Annotated in this window: 16 protein-coding genes; 7 read left to right on the forward strand and 9 right to left on the reverse strand. The window is 53.6% G+C overall.

Annotation, left to right across the window (positions count from 1 at the left end; all coding sequences use genetic code 11):
• Positions 1-14 precede the first annotated feature (14 nt).
• Together HV127_RS04910 and HV127_RS04915 are read right to left on the reverse strand one after the other, a co-directional pair.
• Positions 15-710: a pirin family protein gene (locus HV127_RS04910; RefSeq protein ID WP_110274922.1), complete on the reverse strand. Its 696-nt coding sequence runs from the start codon at positions 708-710 to the stop codon at positions 15-17.
• Between the two features lie 121 nt (positions 711-831).
• Positions 832-1,869 (reverse strand): oxidoreductase, encoded by a 1,038-nt coding sequence (locus HV127_RS04915; protein WP_182235152.1) that lies wholly within the window; start codon positions 1,867-1,869, stop codon positions 832-834.
• Positions 1,870-2,124: 255 nt separating this feature from the next.
• Here HV127_RS04915 and HV127_RS04920 point away from each other — a divergent pair, with 255 nt between their 5' ends.
• Both HV127_RS04920 and yhhY read left to right on the forward strand, forming a co-directional pair.
• The gene (locus HV127_RS04920; RefSeq protein WP_182235153.1) at positions 2,125-2,784 is read left to right on the forward strand and encodes a polymer-forming cytoskeletal protein; all 660 of its coding nucleotides are present in this window, start codon (positions 2,125-2,127) and stop codon (positions 2,782-2,784) included.
• Positions 2,785-3,044: 260 nt separating this feature from the next.
• Positions 3,045-3,524: an N-acetyltransferase gene (gene yhhY / locus HV127_RS04925; protein ID WP_181486319.1), complete on the forward strand. Its 480-nt coding sequence runs from the start codon at positions 3,045-3,047 to the stop codon at positions 3,522-3,524.
• A gap of 164 nt (positions 3,525-3,688) precedes the next feature.
• Here the strand turns inward: yhhY and ggt are convergent, their stop codons facing one another.
• On the reverse strand, positions 3,689-5,431 hold the full coding sequence (ggt, locus tag HV127_RS04930; protein ID WP_182235154.1) for a gamma-glutamyltransferase: 1,743 nt from the start codon (positions 5,429-5,431) through the stop codon (positions 3,689-3,691).
• A gap of 121 nt (positions 5,432-5,552) precedes the next feature.
• On the opposite strand from ggt, the gene HV127_RS04935 reads away from it, so the two are divergent.
• On the forward strand, positions 5,553-5,873 hold the full coding sequence (locus HV127_RS04935) for a DUF2756 family protein (protein WP_182235155.1): 321 nt from the start codon (positions 5,553-5,555) through the stop codon (positions 5,871-5,873).
• 17 nt (positions 5,874-5,890) lie between these two features.
• Here HV127_RS04935 and ugpQ read toward each other — a convergent pair whose 3' ends face one another.
• The 5 genes from ugpQ to ugpB all read right to left on the reverse strand — a co-directional run bounded on the left by ugpQ (position 5,891) and on the right by ugpB (position 10,900).
• A complete protein-coding gene (ugpQ, locus tag HV127_RS04940) occupies positions 5,891-6,631 on the reverse strand; it encodes a glycerophosphodiester phosphodiesterase (RefSeq protein ID WP_182235156.1) in 741 nt (246 codons plus the stop codon).
• Positions 6,628-7,698, reverse strand: coding sequence for a sn-glycerol-3-phosphate import ATP-binding protein UgpC (locus HV127_RS04945; RefSeq protein ID WP_182235157.1), 1,071 nt, complete (start codon positions 7,696-7,698; stop codon positions 6,628-6,630). Before HV127_RS04945 ends, ugpQ begins: the two co-directional genes overlap by 4 nt.
• A 1-nt stretch (position 7,699) precedes the next feature.
• Positions 7,700-8,545, reverse strand: coding sequence for a sn-glycerol-3-phosphate ABC transporter permease UgpE (gene ugpE, locus HV127_RS04950; protein ID WP_112214810.1), 846 nt, complete (start codon positions 8,543-8,545; stop codon positions 7,700-7,702).
• Positions 8,542-9,429, reverse strand: coding sequence for a sn-glycerol-3-phosphate ABC transporter permease UgpA (gene ugpA, locus HV127_RS04955; protein WP_182235158.1), 888 nt, complete (start codon positions 9,427-9,429; stop codon positions 8,542-8,544). The genes ugpE and ugpA overlap by 4 nt, the downstream gene beginning before the upstream one ends.
• A gap of 154 nt (positions 9,430-9,583) precedes the next feature.
• Positions 9,584-10,900 (reverse strand): sn-glycerol-3-phosphate ABC transporter substrate-binding protein UgpB, encoded by a 1,317-nt coding sequence (ugpB, locus tag HV127_RS04960; RefSeq protein WP_181484614.1) that lies wholly within the window; start codon positions 10,898-10,900, stop codon positions 9,584-9,586.
• A gap of 271 nt (positions 10,901-11,171) precedes the next feature.
• Here ugpB and HV127_RS04965 point away from each other — a divergent pair, with 271 nt between their 5' ends.
• The 4 genes from HV127_RS04965 to HV127_RS04980 all read left to right on the forward strand — a co-directional run bounded on the left by HV127_RS04965 (position 11,172) and on the right by HV127_RS04980 (position 16,027).
• On the forward strand, positions 11,172-11,939 hold the full coding sequence (locus HV127_RS04965; RefSeq protein WP_181484613.1) for an IclR family transcriptional regulator: 768 nt from the start codon (positions 11,172-11,174) through the stop codon (positions 11,937-11,939).
• Between the two features lie 229 nt (positions 11,940-12,168).
• A complete protein-coding gene (locus HV127_RS04970) occupies positions 12,169-13,068 on the forward strand; it encodes a dihydrodipicolinate synthase family protein (protein WP_182235159.1) in 900 nt (299 codons plus the stop codon).
• Positions 13,069-13,086: 18 nt separating this feature from the next.
• Positions 13,087-14,397 (forward strand): MFS transporter, encoded by a 1,311-nt coding sequence (locus tag HV127_RS04975; RefSeq protein WP_182235160.1) that lies wholly within the window; start codon positions 13,087-13,089, stop codon positions 14,395-14,397.
• Positions 14,398-14,431: 34 nt separating this feature from the next.
• The gene (locus tag HV127_RS04980) at positions 14,432-16,027 is read left to right on the forward strand and encodes an altronate dehydratase family protein (protein WP_182235161.1); all 1,596 of its coding nucleotides are present in this window, start codon (positions 14,432-14,434) and stop codon (positions 16,025-16,027) included.
• A 192-nt stretch (positions 16,028-16,219) separates the two neighbouring features.
• Here HV127_RS04980 and livF read toward each other — a convergent pair whose 3' ends face one another.
• Positions 16,220-16,933: a high-affinity branched-chain amino acid ABC transporter ATP-binding protein LivF gene (gene livF, locus HV127_RS04985; RefSeq protein WP_182240561.1), complete on the reverse strand. Its 714-nt coding sequence runs from the start codon at positions 16,931-16,933 to the stop codon at positions 16,220-16,222.
• Positions 16,934-16,947 lie beyond the last annotated feature (14 nt).

Consider the following 16,947-nt stretch of genomic DNA (forward strand, 5'->3'; position numbering starts at 1 on the left):
AAGGATGACGCGTATCATACCGGCGGCAGATCGAACAGCAGGATCTCACTATCGCTATCGGCGTGTACGGAAATCGCCTGCTCATCCCAAATCGCCAGACCATCGCTGGTGGTTGCTTTGGTCCCATTAATGGTCACTTCGCCTTTCACTACCTGAATCCACACGCGACGTTCGGCGGCAATCTGATGCACTGACTGCTCATCTTTCAGCAGCGCCCAACGGTACAACTCCATATCCTGAAACACTTTCAGCGAGCCATCACGTGCATCCGGTGACAACACCAGTTGTTTGCCCTGCGCGGCGTCAAAGCGACGTTGCTCGTAGCGCGGGGTGATGCCATTTTTTTCCGGCATGATCCAGATCTGATACAGGTGCAGTTTATCGGTGTCGCTCGGGTTGTACTCAGAGTGACGGATCCCGGTGCCTGCGCTCATAATCTGGAACTCACCCGCCGGAACCTGCTCTTTGTTACCCATGCTGTCCTGGTGTTCAACCGCGCCTTCCAGCACATAGGTCAGGATTTCCATGTCTTTATGCGGATGGGTACCGAAACCCTGGCCTGCATCAATCACGTCATCATTGATCACGCGCAGCGCCGAGAAGCCCATAAAGTTCGGGTCGTAATAGTTAGCAAAAGAGAAAGTATGCCAGGAATCCAGCCAGCCGTGGTTAGCGTGACCGCGTTCGTTAGCTTTGCGTAAAAAGATCATGTTGCACCCCCGTATGTTTTCGATGGATTAAGTGTGGACCCAATCCCCAAACGATCATAGAGGGTGAAAATTGACTCCTCTGTTCAAAAAATATGAACGAGTACAGAGGAGCCATCGTGGCTTATCTGGCGAGGGTTATGGTTGAGGGTGATGGCTGTTCAAAGCCGCGTTCAAGGATCTCCATATTGGTGAGAGTTTCAGATTCCTTGACGAAATTCGGCTGGCCGCTAACGATTGTGTCATAAAGCGAATCATAGACGCGGCCATAGTCGCCGGTTTCAACCGGAATCTCTTCCCGCACGGTTTCACCCGCCTCATTGACGTACTCCAGCAGGCCGAGCGTGTCGTCCGCGCCGAATCCCGGCTCGCCCGGCATAATGTTGGCCTTAAGGCTGGTCTCCTGCTGGTCAATTCCGTATTTGATAAACGAGCCTTTATGGCCATGAACGATGAATTTTGGATAGGGCAATTTCACCAGATGGCTGGTTTTGACGACCGCCTTCAGGTTGCCGTAGAACAACTGAGCCTCAAAAGTATCGTCCGGATTGGCCTGGTTGCGCACGCTACGAATGTCATACGACACGTGATCCGGACGGCCAAACAGAGAGATAATTTGGTCCATGGTATGGACGCCCAGACCGTAGAACGCGCCGTCCTGCGGCAGTCCGGGTTTCCCCCCATCCACCGGGCGATAGTTGTCGAAGTGGCTTTCAATCTCGACAATTTCACCGAGTTTTCCACTCTCGATAACCTTTTTGGTGGTCAGGAAGCAGGAGTCAAAGCGGCGATTCTGGTAAGGCGTGACCGTCAGCCCTTTGCTTTTCGCCAGCGCAAATAGCGCTTTCGCCTCTTCCAGGGTTGGGGTGAAAGGCTTTTCGACCAGCACGTTTTTGCCCGCCTCCAGCGCCCGTTTCGCATACTCAAAGTGGCTGTCAGCTTGGGTACAGACAATCACCAACTTGACCTGCGGGTCATTAAGTATCTCATCAAGGTCGCTGGTGAAATGGATATGTGAATACTGCGGCGACTGCTCCTCCGGCTTTGCGCTGCGGCGGAAGATATGCGCCACATGCCAGCGGTCTTTACGGTGCAGTACATAGGGAAGATGGTAGCGGGTGGTGCTTTTGCCAAATCCAATAAATGCGCAGTGCAAAGTCATAACGCTGTCCTTAGTTAAGGTCTCTGCTATTAACCATAGCGCAAGCTGGTAGCGAACTTAACCCTCTATTTAGCGTAGCAAATTCTTAAATGTTAAATTTATCGATCAAATTCATTGACCCCACTGATTAAATTACGGATAAGAGGAATTCTCGGGAAAAGAACATTTTTTATCCAGAACGTTCGCGGGCATGACGCCACTTCGCGCTCACCCTTTCCCAAATACGATGACTAAAGGAGTAGCCATCTCATTCACATGGAAAGCAAGTATATCGCCTTAAACAGCGCCCTTCTCTTCTGGCTGCTTGGCCTGATGGCCTGGTGCTTTGAGTCTACGTACATAGCCTTACTATCAGGTTCTTTCTCTCTGTCATCCTTCGTTTTTCATTTTCAATACCATCGGGTTAACCATATGTTTAAAAAGAATAAAACTACCGAAGCTACGCCACCAGCTGTGAGTACGCCAGCCCCCGTCACGACACCCCCGCAAACCGTGATAAAAAAGCCTGCCGCCACGATTATCGCCAGCGGCATCCGCTTTGAAGGAAATATCATTGCGGAAGGAGATGTTGATATTTACGGTACCGTAAATGGCAATATCGACGCTAAAGACAGCCAAATAAAGATTATGACCGGCGGCCTGGTCGAGGGGAATATCCTCTGTCGAGAGCTGATTATTGACGGCGGCGTCATCGGCCAGTGCAACAGCGACACCATTGAAATCGACAAGAACGGCAAAATCACCGGCACGTTAGCCTACCGCACGCTGGCTATCAAAAAAGGTGGCGTATTTTCAGGCCAGGCAGAAGTACTGCCGCCACTCGCAGAAAAGAGCAACGTCGTGGGGTTTATCACTGATACCACTGCGGAAATCAAAGATAAGGCTGAGATACAAAGCGCAAAGGTTGCGCAGTAACCCTCTTCCGGGAGTTGGCTGAAAAAAGAGCAAAAAAAAGCCAGCACCCGGCTGGCTAAAGTAATACTGGAAGCAATGTGAGCAATGTCGTGCTTTCAGGCTTTCCGCAAGGGTCTCCCTGAATGCAGGACAATAATAATCATTCTCATTCGCACTTGTCTACTCCTTTTTGCAAAAAATAGTCGTTGACGCATTTTTTAAAGTCAGTGATGTTTAAAGGGACTTTTAGCCAACTAAGGAAATGAAGAATGAGTGACATAGTGATACGCCATGCCGAGCCACGCGATGCTGAACCTTTACGCCAGCTGACTTCGCATCCGGAGGTCTATCACGACACGTTACAGCTACCTCATCCTTCTATGGAAATGTGGCAGGAGCGCCTGCTACCGAAACCCGGTAGCCGTCATCTGGTCGCCACCATCGATGAACAGGTTGTCGGCCACCTCAAGCTGAGCGTCGAGCCTAATCCTCGTCGCAGCCACGTGGCGACCTTCGGCGTTAGCGTTGCGTCGCAGGCACACGGTCGTGGCGTTGGCAGCGCGCTGATGCGTGAGATGATTAACCTGTGTGATAACTGGCTGCGCGTTGAACGCATCGAGTTAACCGTATTTACGGACAACCCATCCGCGATGGCGCTTTACCGCAAATTTGGCTTTATTGTGGAAGGAACCGGCAAGAGATACGCCCTGCGCAACGGCGAGTATGTGGATGCGTACTTTATGGCGCGACTGAAGGGGTGACCCTCACCCTAACCCTCTCCCTAAAAGGAGAGGGAACCGTTTCGAGCTGTAGTTTAGATCGCATACAGCCCTGCCTCTCCCACAGAGCACCATAGCTAAGATCGCACACAGGCCCCGCTTTCCCCCACTCCCTTCCAAGGTGTACAGTCCGGGTGAGGGTGAAACTAATACCCTGCCGTTAAATCATCTGGCGAACGCGGATCGGATGCGCCATACAGCGTGCCATCCGGGCCGACCATAATACTTTGGGTGCTGCCCATCGCCTCCTTCAACGCCACTTTCTGTCCTTTTCCCTCCAGCAGCTTCAGCGTATCCGGGCTAAACCCCTTCTCCACCCGCAGCTCATCCGGCAACCATTGATGATGGAAGCGCGGAGCATTGGTAGCTTCTGCGACGTTCATACCGAAATCGATGGTATTCACCACCATCTGCAGCACGGTGGTGATAATACGGCTGCCGCCGGGGCTGCCGGTCACCAGCCAGGTTTTGCCATCTTTCACCACGATGGTCGGCGACATCGACGACAGCGGACGCTTTTTCGGCTCGACGGCGTTGGCATCGCCGCCCACCAGCCCGTAAACGTTCGGCACGCCGGGTTTCGCAGAGAAGTCATCCATCTGATTATTCAACAAAATGCCTGAGTTACCCGCCACGATACCGGTACCAAAGGTCGTATTCAGCGTATAGGTGACCGCAACGGCGTTACCGTCTTTATCCACCACCGAGAAATGGGTGGTTTGATTGCTTTCATACGGCGCCAGCTTGCCGGGGCGAATCTGGCTCGACGGTTTCGCTTTATTCACGTCGATCTGTTCGGCAATCGATTTGGCGTACGCTTTGCTGGTTAGCGCCTGCCACGGCACTTTGACGAAGTCCGGGTCACCAAGGTATTCCGATCGGTCGGCATAGGCATGTTTTTCCGCTTCCGCCATTACCTGCATGGCGTCGGCGCTGCCGAAGCCGTACTTATGCATATCGAAATTTTCCAGGATATTGAGGATCTGTACGATGTGAATGCCCCCGGATGAAGGCGGCGGCATTGAGAAGACCTGGTAGCCGCGATATTCGCCGCTAATTGGTGTGCGCTCGACCGCTTTGTAATTTGCCAGATCTGCTTTGGTAATAAGCCCGCCATTATTCTTCATTTCTCCGGCAATCTGGTCGGCAATCACGCCTTTATAGAAGGCATCTGGCCCCAGCTCGGCAATCAGTTCCAGGCTTTTACCTAGCTGTTTTTGCACCAGTTTATCGCCCTTTTTCAGCGGCTCGCCGTTTTTCCAGAAGATGGCCCGGCTGTTGGCGTGGTCGGGGATCACTTCGCTACCGTAGGTTTTCAGGTCATCGGCCAGCGCATCGTTGACGATGAAGCCCTCTTCCGCCAGCTTAATCGCCGGATGAATAACCTTGTTCAGCGGCATCGTGCCGTATTTTTCCAGCGCGAGGGAGAAACCCGCAACCGTGCCCGGCGTGCCGGAGGCCAGATGCGATGTCAGCGATTTTTTGCTGTCCGGGTTACCCTGATCGTCGAGAAACATATCGCGGGTGGCCTGCTCGGGGGCCATCTCACGAAAATCGACCGCCGTCGTATTACCGTCTTTGGTACGCAGCATCATAAAGCCGCCACCGCCAATATTACCGGCCTGTGGGTGCGTCACCGCCAGCGCATAGCCCACCGCCACGGCGGCATCCACCGCATTGCCGCCCTGACGCAGAATATCCACGCCGACGTTGGTTGCCAGCGCATCCACCGAGGCCACCATCCCCTGCTGTGCGCGAACCGGATGAAAAACATCTTCCTCGACACCATAAGAAACCGGAGGCGGAGCGGGATTTGCCGCGACGGTAAAACTGCCGCCCGCCAGCAAAGCAGCGATGACCACCTGACGCCAGCGCGTTGTTTTTATCATTGTCATACTCCTGAATATGTTTTTATTTACACATAATCCTGGATGATAAGTCTTAAAAAATCATTGTTATGCCGGAAAGGGGGTAAACTTAACTCATGCCACTCACGTGGAGGAGAGAACAATGAAAGCACTTTTATTTCTGGCGGCGCTGCTGCCGTTGAGCACTTTAGCACAACCGCTCAACGTCGATAACAATCCCAACCAGCCGGGGTACGTGGTGCCCAGCCAACAGCGGATGCAAAACCAGATGCAGAACCAGCAGATGCAGCAGCAAAACAAGCTGAAACAGGATATTCAAAGCCAGTCGCGCACGCAGCAACAGCATCTACAGACGCAGATGAATAACAATCAGCAGCGGGTACAGCAGAATAACAACCTGAATCGTCAGCAGCCTCTGCCGAACAATAACGGTGGGATGTTGCAGCGGCAGACGACCCCATAAGGGCCGCCTGTCACAGATTACGCCGGGAAGTTGGGGCCGATAACGTCAATCGCATCGGTGCAGATGCAATCCACGCCCCAACGCAGCAGCTCGGCGGCGCGCTGGGGTTTGTTTACGGTATACACGAGGATGTGCAGGCCCGCCTCTTTCAGGCTCGCCACGCGCGCTTCATCCAGCAGTTTATGATTAAGATGGATTGAGACGCAGCCCAGACGCGTGGTCAGTTCGCGCCAGTCATCCCGCCATTCATCCAGCAGCAGCCCGCGCGGCAGTTCAGGCGCAGCTTCTTGTGCCGCTTCCAGAGCATCGATTTCAAACGACGAAAGCAGCGGCGGAGTCATTCCCTGCCAGAATTCACGGGCCGCCAGCGCCACCATTTTACCGGTCAACGGGCTGGTACCAGTAGTAGGCTTAATTTCGATATTCGCCATCATGCCGTGCTGACGGCAGCGCTCGGCCACTTCAATCAGCAGCGGCAACGGTTCACCTTTGAACTCACCGCTATACCAGCTTCCGGCGTCCACTTTCAGCAGATCCTGCCATGCCAGTTCACCCGCCACGCCCCAGCCGTTACTGGTCCGTTCGAGGTTGTCATCGTGGAGTAAAAAAATCAGCCCATCTTTCGATAACTTAGCGTCAAACTCAATCATCGTATGACCGTAGCGAGCGCCGGTATCGATAGCCGCGAGGGTATTTTCCGGAGCCAGTTTACCGCCGCCCCGGTGGGCGACGATATGAGGATAAGGCCAGTGACTCATGCGCGTTGTCCTGTTTCACTATCAAAAAGATGCAGATCCCCCGGCGGCAGATGTAGCCACAGAGTGCAGCCCGCCTGTGGACGCTGCAGATGCGACAGCCTGACCACCAGCTTCTGTTCGCCCCAGCGCCCGTGGGCGAGGTTATCGGCACCTAAAATTTCCAGCGTATCCATCACCAGCGGTACGCCACCTTCCGCCTGCGAGCTTAATGCAAAATGTTCCGGGCGGATACCGAGCGTCATCTTACGCCCGGCGTAACGGCGATGCTCGCTGTTCATTGGCAAAAGCATTCCGTCCTCAAGCTCAAAGCGGCTACCATCATCGCTGACCCGCCCTTTCAGTAGGTTCATTGCCGGGCTACCGATAAAGCTCGCCACAAAGAGGCTGGCCGGTTTTTCATACACTTCAATCGGCGTGCCTATCTGTTCGGCAATCCCCTTATTCATCACCATCACCCGCTGAGCGAGGGTCATCGCTTCAACCTGATCGTGAGTGACGTACAGCGAAGTGGTTTTCAGACGGCGATGCAGCTGTTGCAGCTCAAGGCGCATCTGTACGCGCAGCTTGGCATCGAGGTTGGAGAGCGGCTCATCAAACAGGAATACCGCCGGATCGCGAACGATGGCTCGCCCCATCGCCACGCGCTGGCGCTGGCCGCCGGAAAGCTCGCGTGGGCGGCGCTTTAGCAGACCGTCCAGCTCCAGAATTCTTGCCGCCTCCTGCACGCGCTCGGCAATTAATCCCTTGCCCATGCCGCGAATCTTCAAGCCCCAGGCCATGTTCTCTTCCACGCTCATATGCGGGTAGAGGGCGTAGTTCTGGAACACCATCGCGATACCGCGATCTTTCGGCTCCATTTCAGTAACGCGCTTGCGGTCAATCCAGATATCGCCGCTGGTCACTCGCTCAAGCCCCGCCACCATCCTAAGCAACGTTGATTTCCCGCAGCCCGATGGGCCGACCATCACGATAAATTCTCCGTCCGCCACGTCCAGCGTTAACGGTTGAATGACCTGGGTTTTGCCATCCCAGCTTTTCGTTACTGCCTGTAGTTTTAAACCAGCCATTTTATTTCTCACTATCGACCAGGCCACGCACAAACGCGCGCTGCATGGCTAAAACGATGACAACCGGGGGAATCAGCGTGAGCAGCATCGCCGCCATCACCTGGTTCCACTGCGTAGTGCCTTCGCCGGTGGCAATCATGCCTTTAATGCCGGCGACGGCGGTGCCAAGATTCACATCCTGAATAATCAGCAGCGGCCACAGGTACTGGTTCCAGCCGTAGATAAAGGTGATAACGAACAGCGCCGCCAGATTGGTTTTCGACAACGGCAGCACGATATCGCGAAAGAAGCGCATCGGTGACGCGCCGTCGATACGCGCGGCCTCAATCAGCTCGTCCGGTAACGTCATAAAGAACTGGCGGAACAGGAAGGTGGCGGTGGCCGAAGCCATCAACGGCAGCGTTAGCCCGGCGTAGCTATCGAGCATTTTCAGGTTAGCGATGACTTCCACGGTCGGGAAAATACGCACTTCAACCGGCAGCATCAGGGTGATGAAAATCATCCAGAAGAACAGGTTACGCAGCGGAAAGCGGAACCAGACGATGGCGAAAGCGGAGAGCATTGATACCGCGATTTTGCCCACCGTGATGCCGAAGGCCATAATGAAGCTGTTGAGCATCATCAGCCAGAACGGCGCGCTGTTGGCCCCGACGCCGTTCACCCAGATGGTTTTCATGTTGTCGAGCAGGTGCCCGCCGGGGATCAAGGTCATCGGCGTTTCAAAGACCGCTTTGCTATCCAGCGTCGCCGCAACAAAGGCGACATACAGCGGGAACAGGATTACCGCGATGCCTAAAATCAACATGGTGTGGCTGAAAATCGTCAGCCCGCGACGGTTCTCAATCATTGGTAGCGCACCTTACTTTCAACGTAGCGGAACTGCACCACCGTCAGAATAATGACGAGGAACATCAGCACTACCGACTGGGCGGCGGAAGCGGAAAGGTCGAGCCCGGCAAAACCCTCACGGTAGATTTTATAAATCAGCGTTGTCGTTGCCTGTACCGGCCCGCCGCCGGTTGCGGCATCGATAACCGGGAAAGTATCAAAAAAGGCGTACACCAGGTTCACCACCAGCAGGAAGAAACTCACCGGGGCGATCAGCGGCAGCGCCAGCTTGAAGAAGCGGCGAACTGGCCCGGCGCCATCAATCGCGGCGGCTTCCACCAGCGAACGCGGGATAGATTGCAACGCGGCGAAGAAGAATAGAAAGTTGTAACTAATCTGCTTCCATACCGAGGCGAAAACCACGAGGAACATCGCCTGTCCGCTGTTCTGCGCGTGGTTCCAGTCGTAACCAAGCTCGCCGAGAAAATGGGTAATCAGCCCGCGCCCGGGGTTGAACAGGAAGATCCACAGCACGGCGGCCACCGCAGGCGCAACGGCATAAGGCAGCAGCATTAGCGTTTGGTAGAAACGGCTACCACGCACCACGTAATCCACCAGCGCGGCAAAAAACAGCGAGAGCAACAGACCGCTAAAAGTAACCATCGTGCTGAACTTAATCGTGGTCCAGAACGAATCAAGATAGTACGGGTCGTGGAATAGCATCAGGAAGTTATCCAGACCAACAAACTGGCTGGAGAGCCCAAAAGGATCGACGCTCTGTAGCGAATACCACAGCGCTTCGCCCGCAGGCCAGATAAAGAAGATAACGGTGATGACCAACTGTGGCGCAACTAATGCGTAGGGCAGCCAGCGGGATTTAAACACCGGACGGGATGAGGACATAGTTAAACTCTGCGTTGGTTTCCCCTCACCCCGGCCCTCTTCCCAAAGGGGCGAGGGAGGAAAGACAGCCCGGAGCACTCTCTCGCAGAGAGCACCGAACGGTCCCCTCTCCCCTATGGGGAGAGGGCTAGGGTGAGGGGGTCAGGCTATAAAATTAAGACTTCGTCGACTGCTCGAAACGGCGCAGCAGCTGATTACCGCGTTCAACGGCGGAGTCCAGCGCCTGTTGCGGCGTTTTCTTACCGGTCCATACGCTTTCCAGTTCCTCATCCACGATGGTGCGGATCTGCGGCATATTGCCCAGGCGCAGGCCCTTGGTAAACGGCAACGGCGGCTTGTTCAGCATCTGGCGCGTAGCGATATCAGCACCCGGGTTCTTATCATAGAAGCCCTGCTCACGGGTCAGGTTGTAAGCGGCAGTGGTAATTGGCAGATAGCCGGTTTTCTGATGCCATTCGGCAGCATTTTCTGGTTTAGCGAGGAAATCGAGGAATTTAGCGACGCCAGTATAAGTTTCTTTATCTTTACCTTGCATCACCCACAGACTGGCCCCGCCGATAATGGCGTTCTGCGGCGCGCCCTTCACGTCGGCATCGTACGGCATCATGCCAACGCCGTAGTTGAATTTGGCGTACTGACGGATATCCGCCAGGGAGCCGGAAGAGGCGGTAGTAATCGCGCAGTCGCCGTTATAGAACTTCTCGGTGGACTCGTCTTTACGCCCGAAGTAGCTAAAGTCGCCCTTCTTGTTCATCTCTTCGAGCAGGGCGATATGTTTCACCTGCTCCGGCTTGTTGAACTCCAGCACCGCATCGGTACCATCAAAGCCGTTGTTTTTGGTGGCGACCGGCAGACCATGCCAGGCGCTGAAGTTTTCAATCTGAATCCAGCCCTGCCAGCCGCTGGCGTAGCCGCACTTCATACCCGCCGCTTTCAGCTTGGCGGTATAGGCTGCCAGATCCTGCCAGGTTTTCGGTGGCTGTTCCGGGTCTAAACCCGCTTTTTTGAAGGCGTCTTTGTTGTAGTACAGCACCGGAGTGGAGCTGTTAAACGGCTGGGAGAGCAGATGACCGGTTTTGGAGTCGGTGTAATAACCGGAAACGGTCGGCACGAACTGCGTCTCATCAAACTTGATGCCCGCATCGCTGAATACCTGGTAAACCGGTTTAATGGCTTTGGAAGCCATCATCGTCGCGGTCCCCACTTCATAGACCTGCAAAAGCGCCGGGGCGTTGCCGGTACGGAACGCAGCGATACCCGCGCTCAGGCTCTGCTCATAGTTGCCTTTGTAAACCGGAACAATTTTGTAATCAGGATTGGCCGCGTTGAAACGTTGCGCCAGTGAATCAACTTCTTTCCCTAACTCCCCTTCCATCGAATGCCAGAACGGAATAGTGGTTACCGCCAGGGCTTGTCCGGCAAACGCCAGGCTGAGCGCCAGTCCTAAAGCTGTATGTCGTAACGATTTCATCGGTTATCTCTCTTGTTGTTCCGGATGCGCGATTTCACGCGTTTTATGCTCGCGGGGGTAACATGACATGCTCGAATGACAGAAAAATAACTATTGCATTACAAAAATATTACAATAAATTGGCGAAAACATGATGAAACGGTGAAAAAAAAGTGGCAGGGAAATGGCAAAGCGAAAAAGAGAGGCAGGCCAGGCTACAGATAAAAGGGAATCTGTAGTTAAATAAGGTTCGTTAAAAAGCACTCTCCGGCGAACCGTCACAAGGAAAAATATGAAGACGCTTCATAAACCTACCGAGCGCGTTTTACTCATTCTGGAAACATTAGCCAACGCGGATGGGATGACGCTTTCTGAGCTATCGCTCAAAACGGACATTTCGAAAGGAACGATTTTTCCCATCCTCAAATCATTACAATACCGAAAATATATCAGTCACGACGATCGCAACGGTATTTACACCCTGGGGATCTCATGCGCGGTACTGGCCAGCTCAACGGTTGAAAAAGAGTTTTGGCTTAAAATGATCAACAGTGAAATGCACACGGTGGTCAATGAGTGCAATGAGGTTTGCCAGCTCGGAATTCTGGATGACGCCTGGGTGCTTTACGTTGATAAAGTGCAGGGTGAGCAAACCGTACAGCTGGTCTCTAAGGTAGGAACGCGTCTCCCGGCAATTTGCTCTGCGTTGGGAAAAGCACTGCTGCATAAGCATCGCGACGAAGAGATTCTGGAGCTCTATCCGCAAGGTCTCCCTTCAGTCACCGCTCGCAGCGTGACGGATATGGCTCAGCTTCGTCAGCAGTTAGTGCAGGTCGCAGATAACGGTTATGCCATGGACGATCGGGAAATCAACGACGATACCATCTGCTTCGCCGTCCCCCTGCAGCAGAAAGGCATCATTCTGGCAGCAATTAGCGTCTCATTACCTTCCTTTCGCGCCACTGATGAAAAAACCCAGCAGGTCATTCGTTCGTTAAAAGACGCGAAAGACAGGATTGAAAGCGTGCTGAACAAGCTGCCCGATATCAAAAATTACTAATTCATTCACAATGCAATGCCGCAGGAATTGTGATTCCCCACACAATACCGATATTTAATCATTCGCTGCGGCACCTGTTCTTTCTACTTATTCTCCCATCTATTCATTGACTTAATCAATTATCCAGACGTCTTTTTCGCCATTTGACTTCGCATTCATAGCGTGTTTTCTTATGTCAAGTCGCAAATACAAACACAGTTTGTATATACGAACAAATAAGAGGAAAAATATGCAAAGTCGTTACATCACACCAGCAATAACGGTTTTTGATGAACATGGCAGGCTGGATCCTGAAGGGAATTTCCGTCTGTACGATTTCATTAAAAATAGCGTCTCGGGATTTGTCGTCATGGGCAGTACCGGTGAGTTTTTCTCCCTTGATATGAAAACCTCCCGTCAGATAATTCAAATGGCGGCAGAATTCCCACGCGAAGGTATAAAGGCCTATGCGGGCACCAGCCGCATGGATATTGACGAGTGCGTAGAGCTGGCAAACTACGCCGACGAATGCGGGCTTGATGGCGTTATGATTATCAGCCCCTGGTACTTCCGCCTGACTGATGAGGGAATTTATACATTTTATAGCCAGATAGCTCGCCGTACTGCCGCCAAAATCTTCATCTATAACTTCCCGGAACGTACCAGTTATTCCGTCTCACCCGAAGTCTGTTTACGCCTCGCCAGAGAATTCCCCAATATTATCGGTCTTAAGGACACAATTCCGGACACCAATCATACAGCGCAGGTCATTCGCCAGGTAAAATCTGAACTGCCATATTTTGAAGTTTATGCCGGTTATGACAATAACTTTGCGCACAATGTCTTGTCAGGAGGAGATGGATGTATCGGCGGGTTATCCAATATTTGCCCGGAGATCTTCCGCGACTGGATGCAGGCATTTAACGATAACAATCTGGACCAGATTTCACTATTCCAGCAAAAAGTGGATGATTTAATGGATATTTACGCGGTTAACGATCCGTTCATTCCCACATTTAAAAAAGCGTTACAGCTGCGCGGAATTATTCAGTCCGATCGCTGCACACCACCTTTTAGCACGCTCTCAACCGGCCAGACCGAAAGTATTCAGCAGATACTTTCCCGGGCTGGTATTGCCATTAATGCCTGACCTCAACGCGGAGGTATTATGAAAACGATCACAGCTTACGACAACCCGGTATTGAATTCCGCGATTACTAAATCATGGAAGCGCCTGGTGCCACTGATGTTTATTTTATACTTCATCGCCTTTATCGACAGGGTCAACGTGGGATTCGCCAAAGAGGCGATGCAGGTGGATATTGGGCTCTCCAACTCCGCCTTTGCCCTGGGCGCAGGGATATTTTTCGCCGCCTATGCGTTGTTTGGTATTCCAGCCAACCTGATCCTCAATAAGATTGGCGCGCAAAAATGGTTAAGCATCACCACCATCCTGTGGGGCATATTGTCTGCCCTCACCGGGCTGGTACAGACGGAAGCCCAGTTTATTGTCCTGCGCTTCTTATTAGGATTAGGCGAAGCGGGTTTTTACCCCGGCATTCTGCTGCTGGCTTCTATCTATTTCCCCAATAAGGTTCGCGCATCCGTCGTCGGCATTTTCGTCCTCGGCGTCCCGCTGGCGTTGACCCTCGGCTCGCCTCTCTCCGGCGCACTACTGGAAATACACGGTTTTCTCGGCAAGCCCGGCTGGTTCTGGATGTTCTTTATCGAAGGGATCCCAGCGGTCATCATGGGGATCTTTGCCTGGTTCTGGCTCGACGATACGCCGGACAAAGCTCGCTTCCTGAGCGAAGAGGAGAAAAAAGCGCTAATTGAACAGCTTCAACAGGAGCAGCGACAAACCGAAACCAGCAGCGTCAGTACCGCGCTGAAAAGCCTTAAAGTCTGGCACCTGGCGCTGATCTACGGCACCATCCAGATCAGCGTTTACGGACTGATGTTCTTCCTGCCTTCACAAGTTGCCTCATTAATGGGATCCACGCTCGGCTTTAAAGAGTCGTTAGTTGCCGCCATTCCGTGGGCCTGCTCTGCCGTCGGCGTTTATTACATCCCGCGTCTTGCAGACAAAATGCCGAACCGGCGGATCCTGATTTCGGTACTGTGCATGCTGGCAGCGGCGCTGGGTCTGTTTGTTTCGGCCTGGTCAGGCCCGGTGCTGGCCATTGCCGCCCTCTCGCTCTCGGCGATCGGCTTCCTTTCCGTACAGCATATTTTCTGGACCTTCCCGGCGCAGATTGTGTCAGGTTCAGCGCTGGCGGCCAGTATCGGCTTCTGTACCACGATGGGCGCGTTTTGTAGCTTTCTGGCTCCGCTCATTCGCGTTGAGGTCGATACCTTCTTCGGCAACGATTCGGCTGGACTGGTTGCCCTGTCGCTTATCACCGTCTGCTGCGCACTGCTGATTGCCGCACTCGCGGGCAGAAAAGCGACAAACGGCGTCGCGGTCACCCACCACTAAAGTCCTGATGCACTCATAAAAAAGGATAAATAAAATGCAGACCATCTTAAAAATTGACCCTACTGACAACTTGATCGTTGCGCTGCAAGACTTACGCAAAGACCAGCGGGTTAACTGGAACGATGAGGAGTACGTTTTACAAAGCAATGTCAAAGCCAAGCACAAGTTCGCCACCCAGGATATCCAGCCCGGCGATATCGTTTCGCTATATGGCGTTCCAGTTGGCAAAGCGACGCAACCCATCACCCGCGGCGAAGCCATCACCACCGACAATATCAAACATTATGCGGCCCCGGTTTCGCTTGACGATGTTGCGCCCTATGACTGGCAGCAGCCCGATGTCTCCGCCTGGCAGCAGCGGACCTTTCGCGGGATCGTCCGTGAAGATGGCCGGGTCGCCACGGCAAACTACTGGCTGGTCATTCCACTGGTTTTCTGTGAAAACCGCAACGTTCAGCGCGTCACCGATGCGCTAAACGACGCCCTCGGCTATGCCAATAACGGCCTGAAAAATTTCGCCCGACAGGTAACGTCGGCCAGTGCTTTAAACGATAACCGGCATCTGCCCTTCCCGCATCTTGACGGTATCCGCTGTATCACCGTCAACTCCGGCTGCGGCGGCGCGACATCAGACAGCATGACAATGTGCGACGTCCTTGCCGCTTATTCCGATCACCCAAACGTTCTCGGCGTAACGGTCTTCGCGCTAGGCTGTGAAAAAGCGCGAATTGTTGATTTCAAGGCCGCACTCGCGAAGCGTAACCCACAGTTCAGCAAGCCGGTAATCTACTTCAGACAGCAGGACTGGAGTAGCGAAGAAAAAATGATGCAGGATGCATTGACCGAAACGTACAACGCAATTCGCGAAGCGCCCGTCGCTGAGCGTCAGGACGTCCCGCTCTCCCACCTCAAAATCGGCGTGAAGTGCGGCGCTTCCGACGGATTCTCAGGGATCAGCGCGAACCCGGCCATGGGCGAAGTATCAGACCGTCTTGTCGCCCTTGGCGGCGCATCCGGGCTGGCGGAGTTCCCGGAACTGTGCGGCGCGGAGGGGGATATCGTACAACGCTGCATGAATCGTGAGCTGAAAGAGAAGTTTCTGTCGCTGATGAAAAACTATGAACATGTGGCTAACTTCTTCGGCACCACCATTGCCGATAATCCCAGTCCGGGAAATATTGCCGATGGACTGATTACTGACGCCATCAAATCCGCCGGTGCGGCGAAAAAAGGCGGCAGAGCACCGGTGAGCGCAGTATGCGATTACGCCGAACCGATGGGTGAGAGCGGCCTTTCACTGGTCTGTACGCCGGGCAATGATGTCGATGCGGTGACGGGACTGGTTGCAGCGGGATGCAACGTCGTTATCTTCTCAACCGGGCTCGGTACGCCGACGGGTAACCCTATCGTTCCGGTTCTCAAAGTTTCGACCAATTCTACGCTGGCGAAAAAGATGCCGGATATTATCGATTACGACTGCGGGCCGATTATCGAAGGTACCCCGCTGGCGGAAATTGCCGACGGCCTGTTTGAGAAAATTATCGCCACTGCCAGCGGGACCTGGCAGACAAAAGCGGATGCGCTTGAACAGTATGATTTTATGATGTGGAAACGATCGCTGGAGCTGTAGGAAGCGAGCAAAACGCCCGGTGGCGGCTAGCGCCTTACCGGGCCTACGAAAAATGCACAATTTATTGATATTGTGGGTTTTGTAGGCCGGGCAAGGCGTCAGCCGCCGCCCGGCAGAAACGCGAGCACAATCATTAAACCTGGTTTGTCATCAGATTCAAACGCCCGGCAGATGTCGGGCGTTTTTACTTCATTACCCACCCAGATAGGCGCTGCGTACCGCTTCGTTAGCCAGCAGCGCATCACCGGTATCCTCTAACACCACGTGGCCGTTTTCCAGCACGTAGCCGCGGTCAGCCAGCTTCAGCGCCTGGTTAGCGTTCTGTTCGACAAGAAATATTGTCATCCCTTGTTCGCGCAGCTGTTCGATGGTGTCGAAGATTTGCTGAATGATAATCGGCGCAAGTCCCAGCGAGGGCTCATCGAGCAGCAGCAGACGCGGCTGGCTCATCAACGCACGGCCAATCGCCAGCATCTGCTGTTCGCCGCCGGACATAGTGCCCGCTCGCTGAACCCGACGTTCATGCAGGCGCGGAAACAGCTCGTAGACCCACTTGATGCGGGACTGAAACTGGTCGCGCTCGGCAAAAAAGCCGCCCATCGCCAGGTTCTCTTCTACCGTCATGCGCGAGAAGACGCGACGTCCTTCCGGCACAATCGCCACCGCTTCACGCATGATCTTCGCCGTCTGCCAGTCGGTAATATCTTTACCGTCGAAAACAACGCGCCCGCTGGAAGCGCGCGGATCGCCGCACAGCGTACCCAGCAGCGTGGTTTTCCCCGCGCCGTTCGCGCCAATCAGGGTGACAATCTCCCCATGGTTGATGTGCAGACTGACGTTATGCAGCGCCTGAATCTTGCCGTAGTGCGCGCTGACGTTGTCAAAAGATAACATCACTTTTTCCATCTTATCCGTCACCA

The organism is Klebsiella sp. RHBSTW-00215 (assembly GCF_014103785.1).
Lineage (GTDB): Bacteria > Pseudomonadota > Gammaproteobacteria > Enterobacterales > Enterobacteriaceae > Klebsiella.

What these genes read in the sequence shown, in the direction of transcription:
- HV127_RS04910 (WP_110274922.1), bottom strand. Translation starts at nt 710, where the DNA reads ATGATCTTTTTACGCAAAGCTAACGAACGCGGTCACGCTAACCACGGC.
- HV127_RS04915 (WP_182235152.1), bottom strand. Translation starts at nt 1,869, where the DNA reads ATGACTTTGCACTGCGCATTTATTGGATTTGGCAAAAGCACCACCCGC.
- HV127_RS04920 (WP_182235153.1), top strand. Translation starts at nt 2,125, where the DNA reads ATGGAAAGCAAGTATATCGCCTTAAACAGCGCCCTTCTCTTCTGGCTG.
- ggt (WP_182235154.1), bottom strand. Translation starts at nt 5,431, where the DNA reads ATGATAAAAACAACGCGCTGGCGTCAGGTGGTCATCGCTGCTTTGCTG.
- HV127_RS04935 (WP_182235155.1), top strand. Translation starts at nt 5,553, where the DNA reads ATGAAAGCACTTTTATTTCTGGCGGCGCTGCTGCCGTTGAGCACTTTA.
- ugpQ (WP_182235156.1), bottom strand. Translation starts at nt 6,631, where the DNA reads ATGAGTCACTGGCCTTATCCTCATATCGTCGCCCACCGGGGCGGCGGT.
- HV127_RS04945 (WP_182235157.1), bottom strand. Translation starts at nt 7,698, where the DNA reads ATGGCTGGTTTAAAACTACAGGCAGTAACGAAAAGCTGGGATGGCAAA.
- ugpE (WP_112214810.1), bottom strand. Translation starts at nt 8,545, where the DNA reads ATGATTGAGAACCGTCGCGGGCTGACGATTTTCAGCCACACCATGTTG.
- ugpA (WP_182235158.1), bottom strand. Translation starts at nt 9,429, where the DNA reads ATGTCCTCATCCCGTCCGGTGTTTAAATCCCGCTGGCTGCCCTACGCA.
- ugpB (WP_181484614.1), bottom strand. Translation starts at nt 10,900, where the DNA reads ATGAAATCGTTACGACATACAGCTTTAGGACTGGCGCTCAGCCTGGCG.
- HV127_RS04965 (WP_181484613.1), top strand. Translation starts at nt 11,172, where the DNA reads ATGAAGACGCTTCATAAACCTACCGAGCGCGTTTTACTCATTCTGGAA.
- HV127_RS04970 (WP_182235159.1), top strand. Translation starts at nt 12,169, where the DNA reads ATGCAAAGTCGTTACATCACACCAGCAATAACGGTTTTTGATGAACAT.
- HV127_RS04975 (WP_182235160.1), top strand. Translation starts at nt 13,087, where the DNA reads ATGAAAACGATCACAGCTTACGACAACCCGGTATTGAATTCCGCGATT.
- HV127_RS04980 (WP_182235161.1), top strand. Translation starts at nt 14,432, where the DNA reads ATGCAGACCATCTTAAAAATTGACCCTACTGACAACTTGATCGTTGCG.
- livF (WP_182240561.1), bottom strand. Translation starts at nt 16,933, where the DNA reads ATGGAAAAAGTGATGTTATCTTTTGACAACGTCAGCGCGCACTACGGC.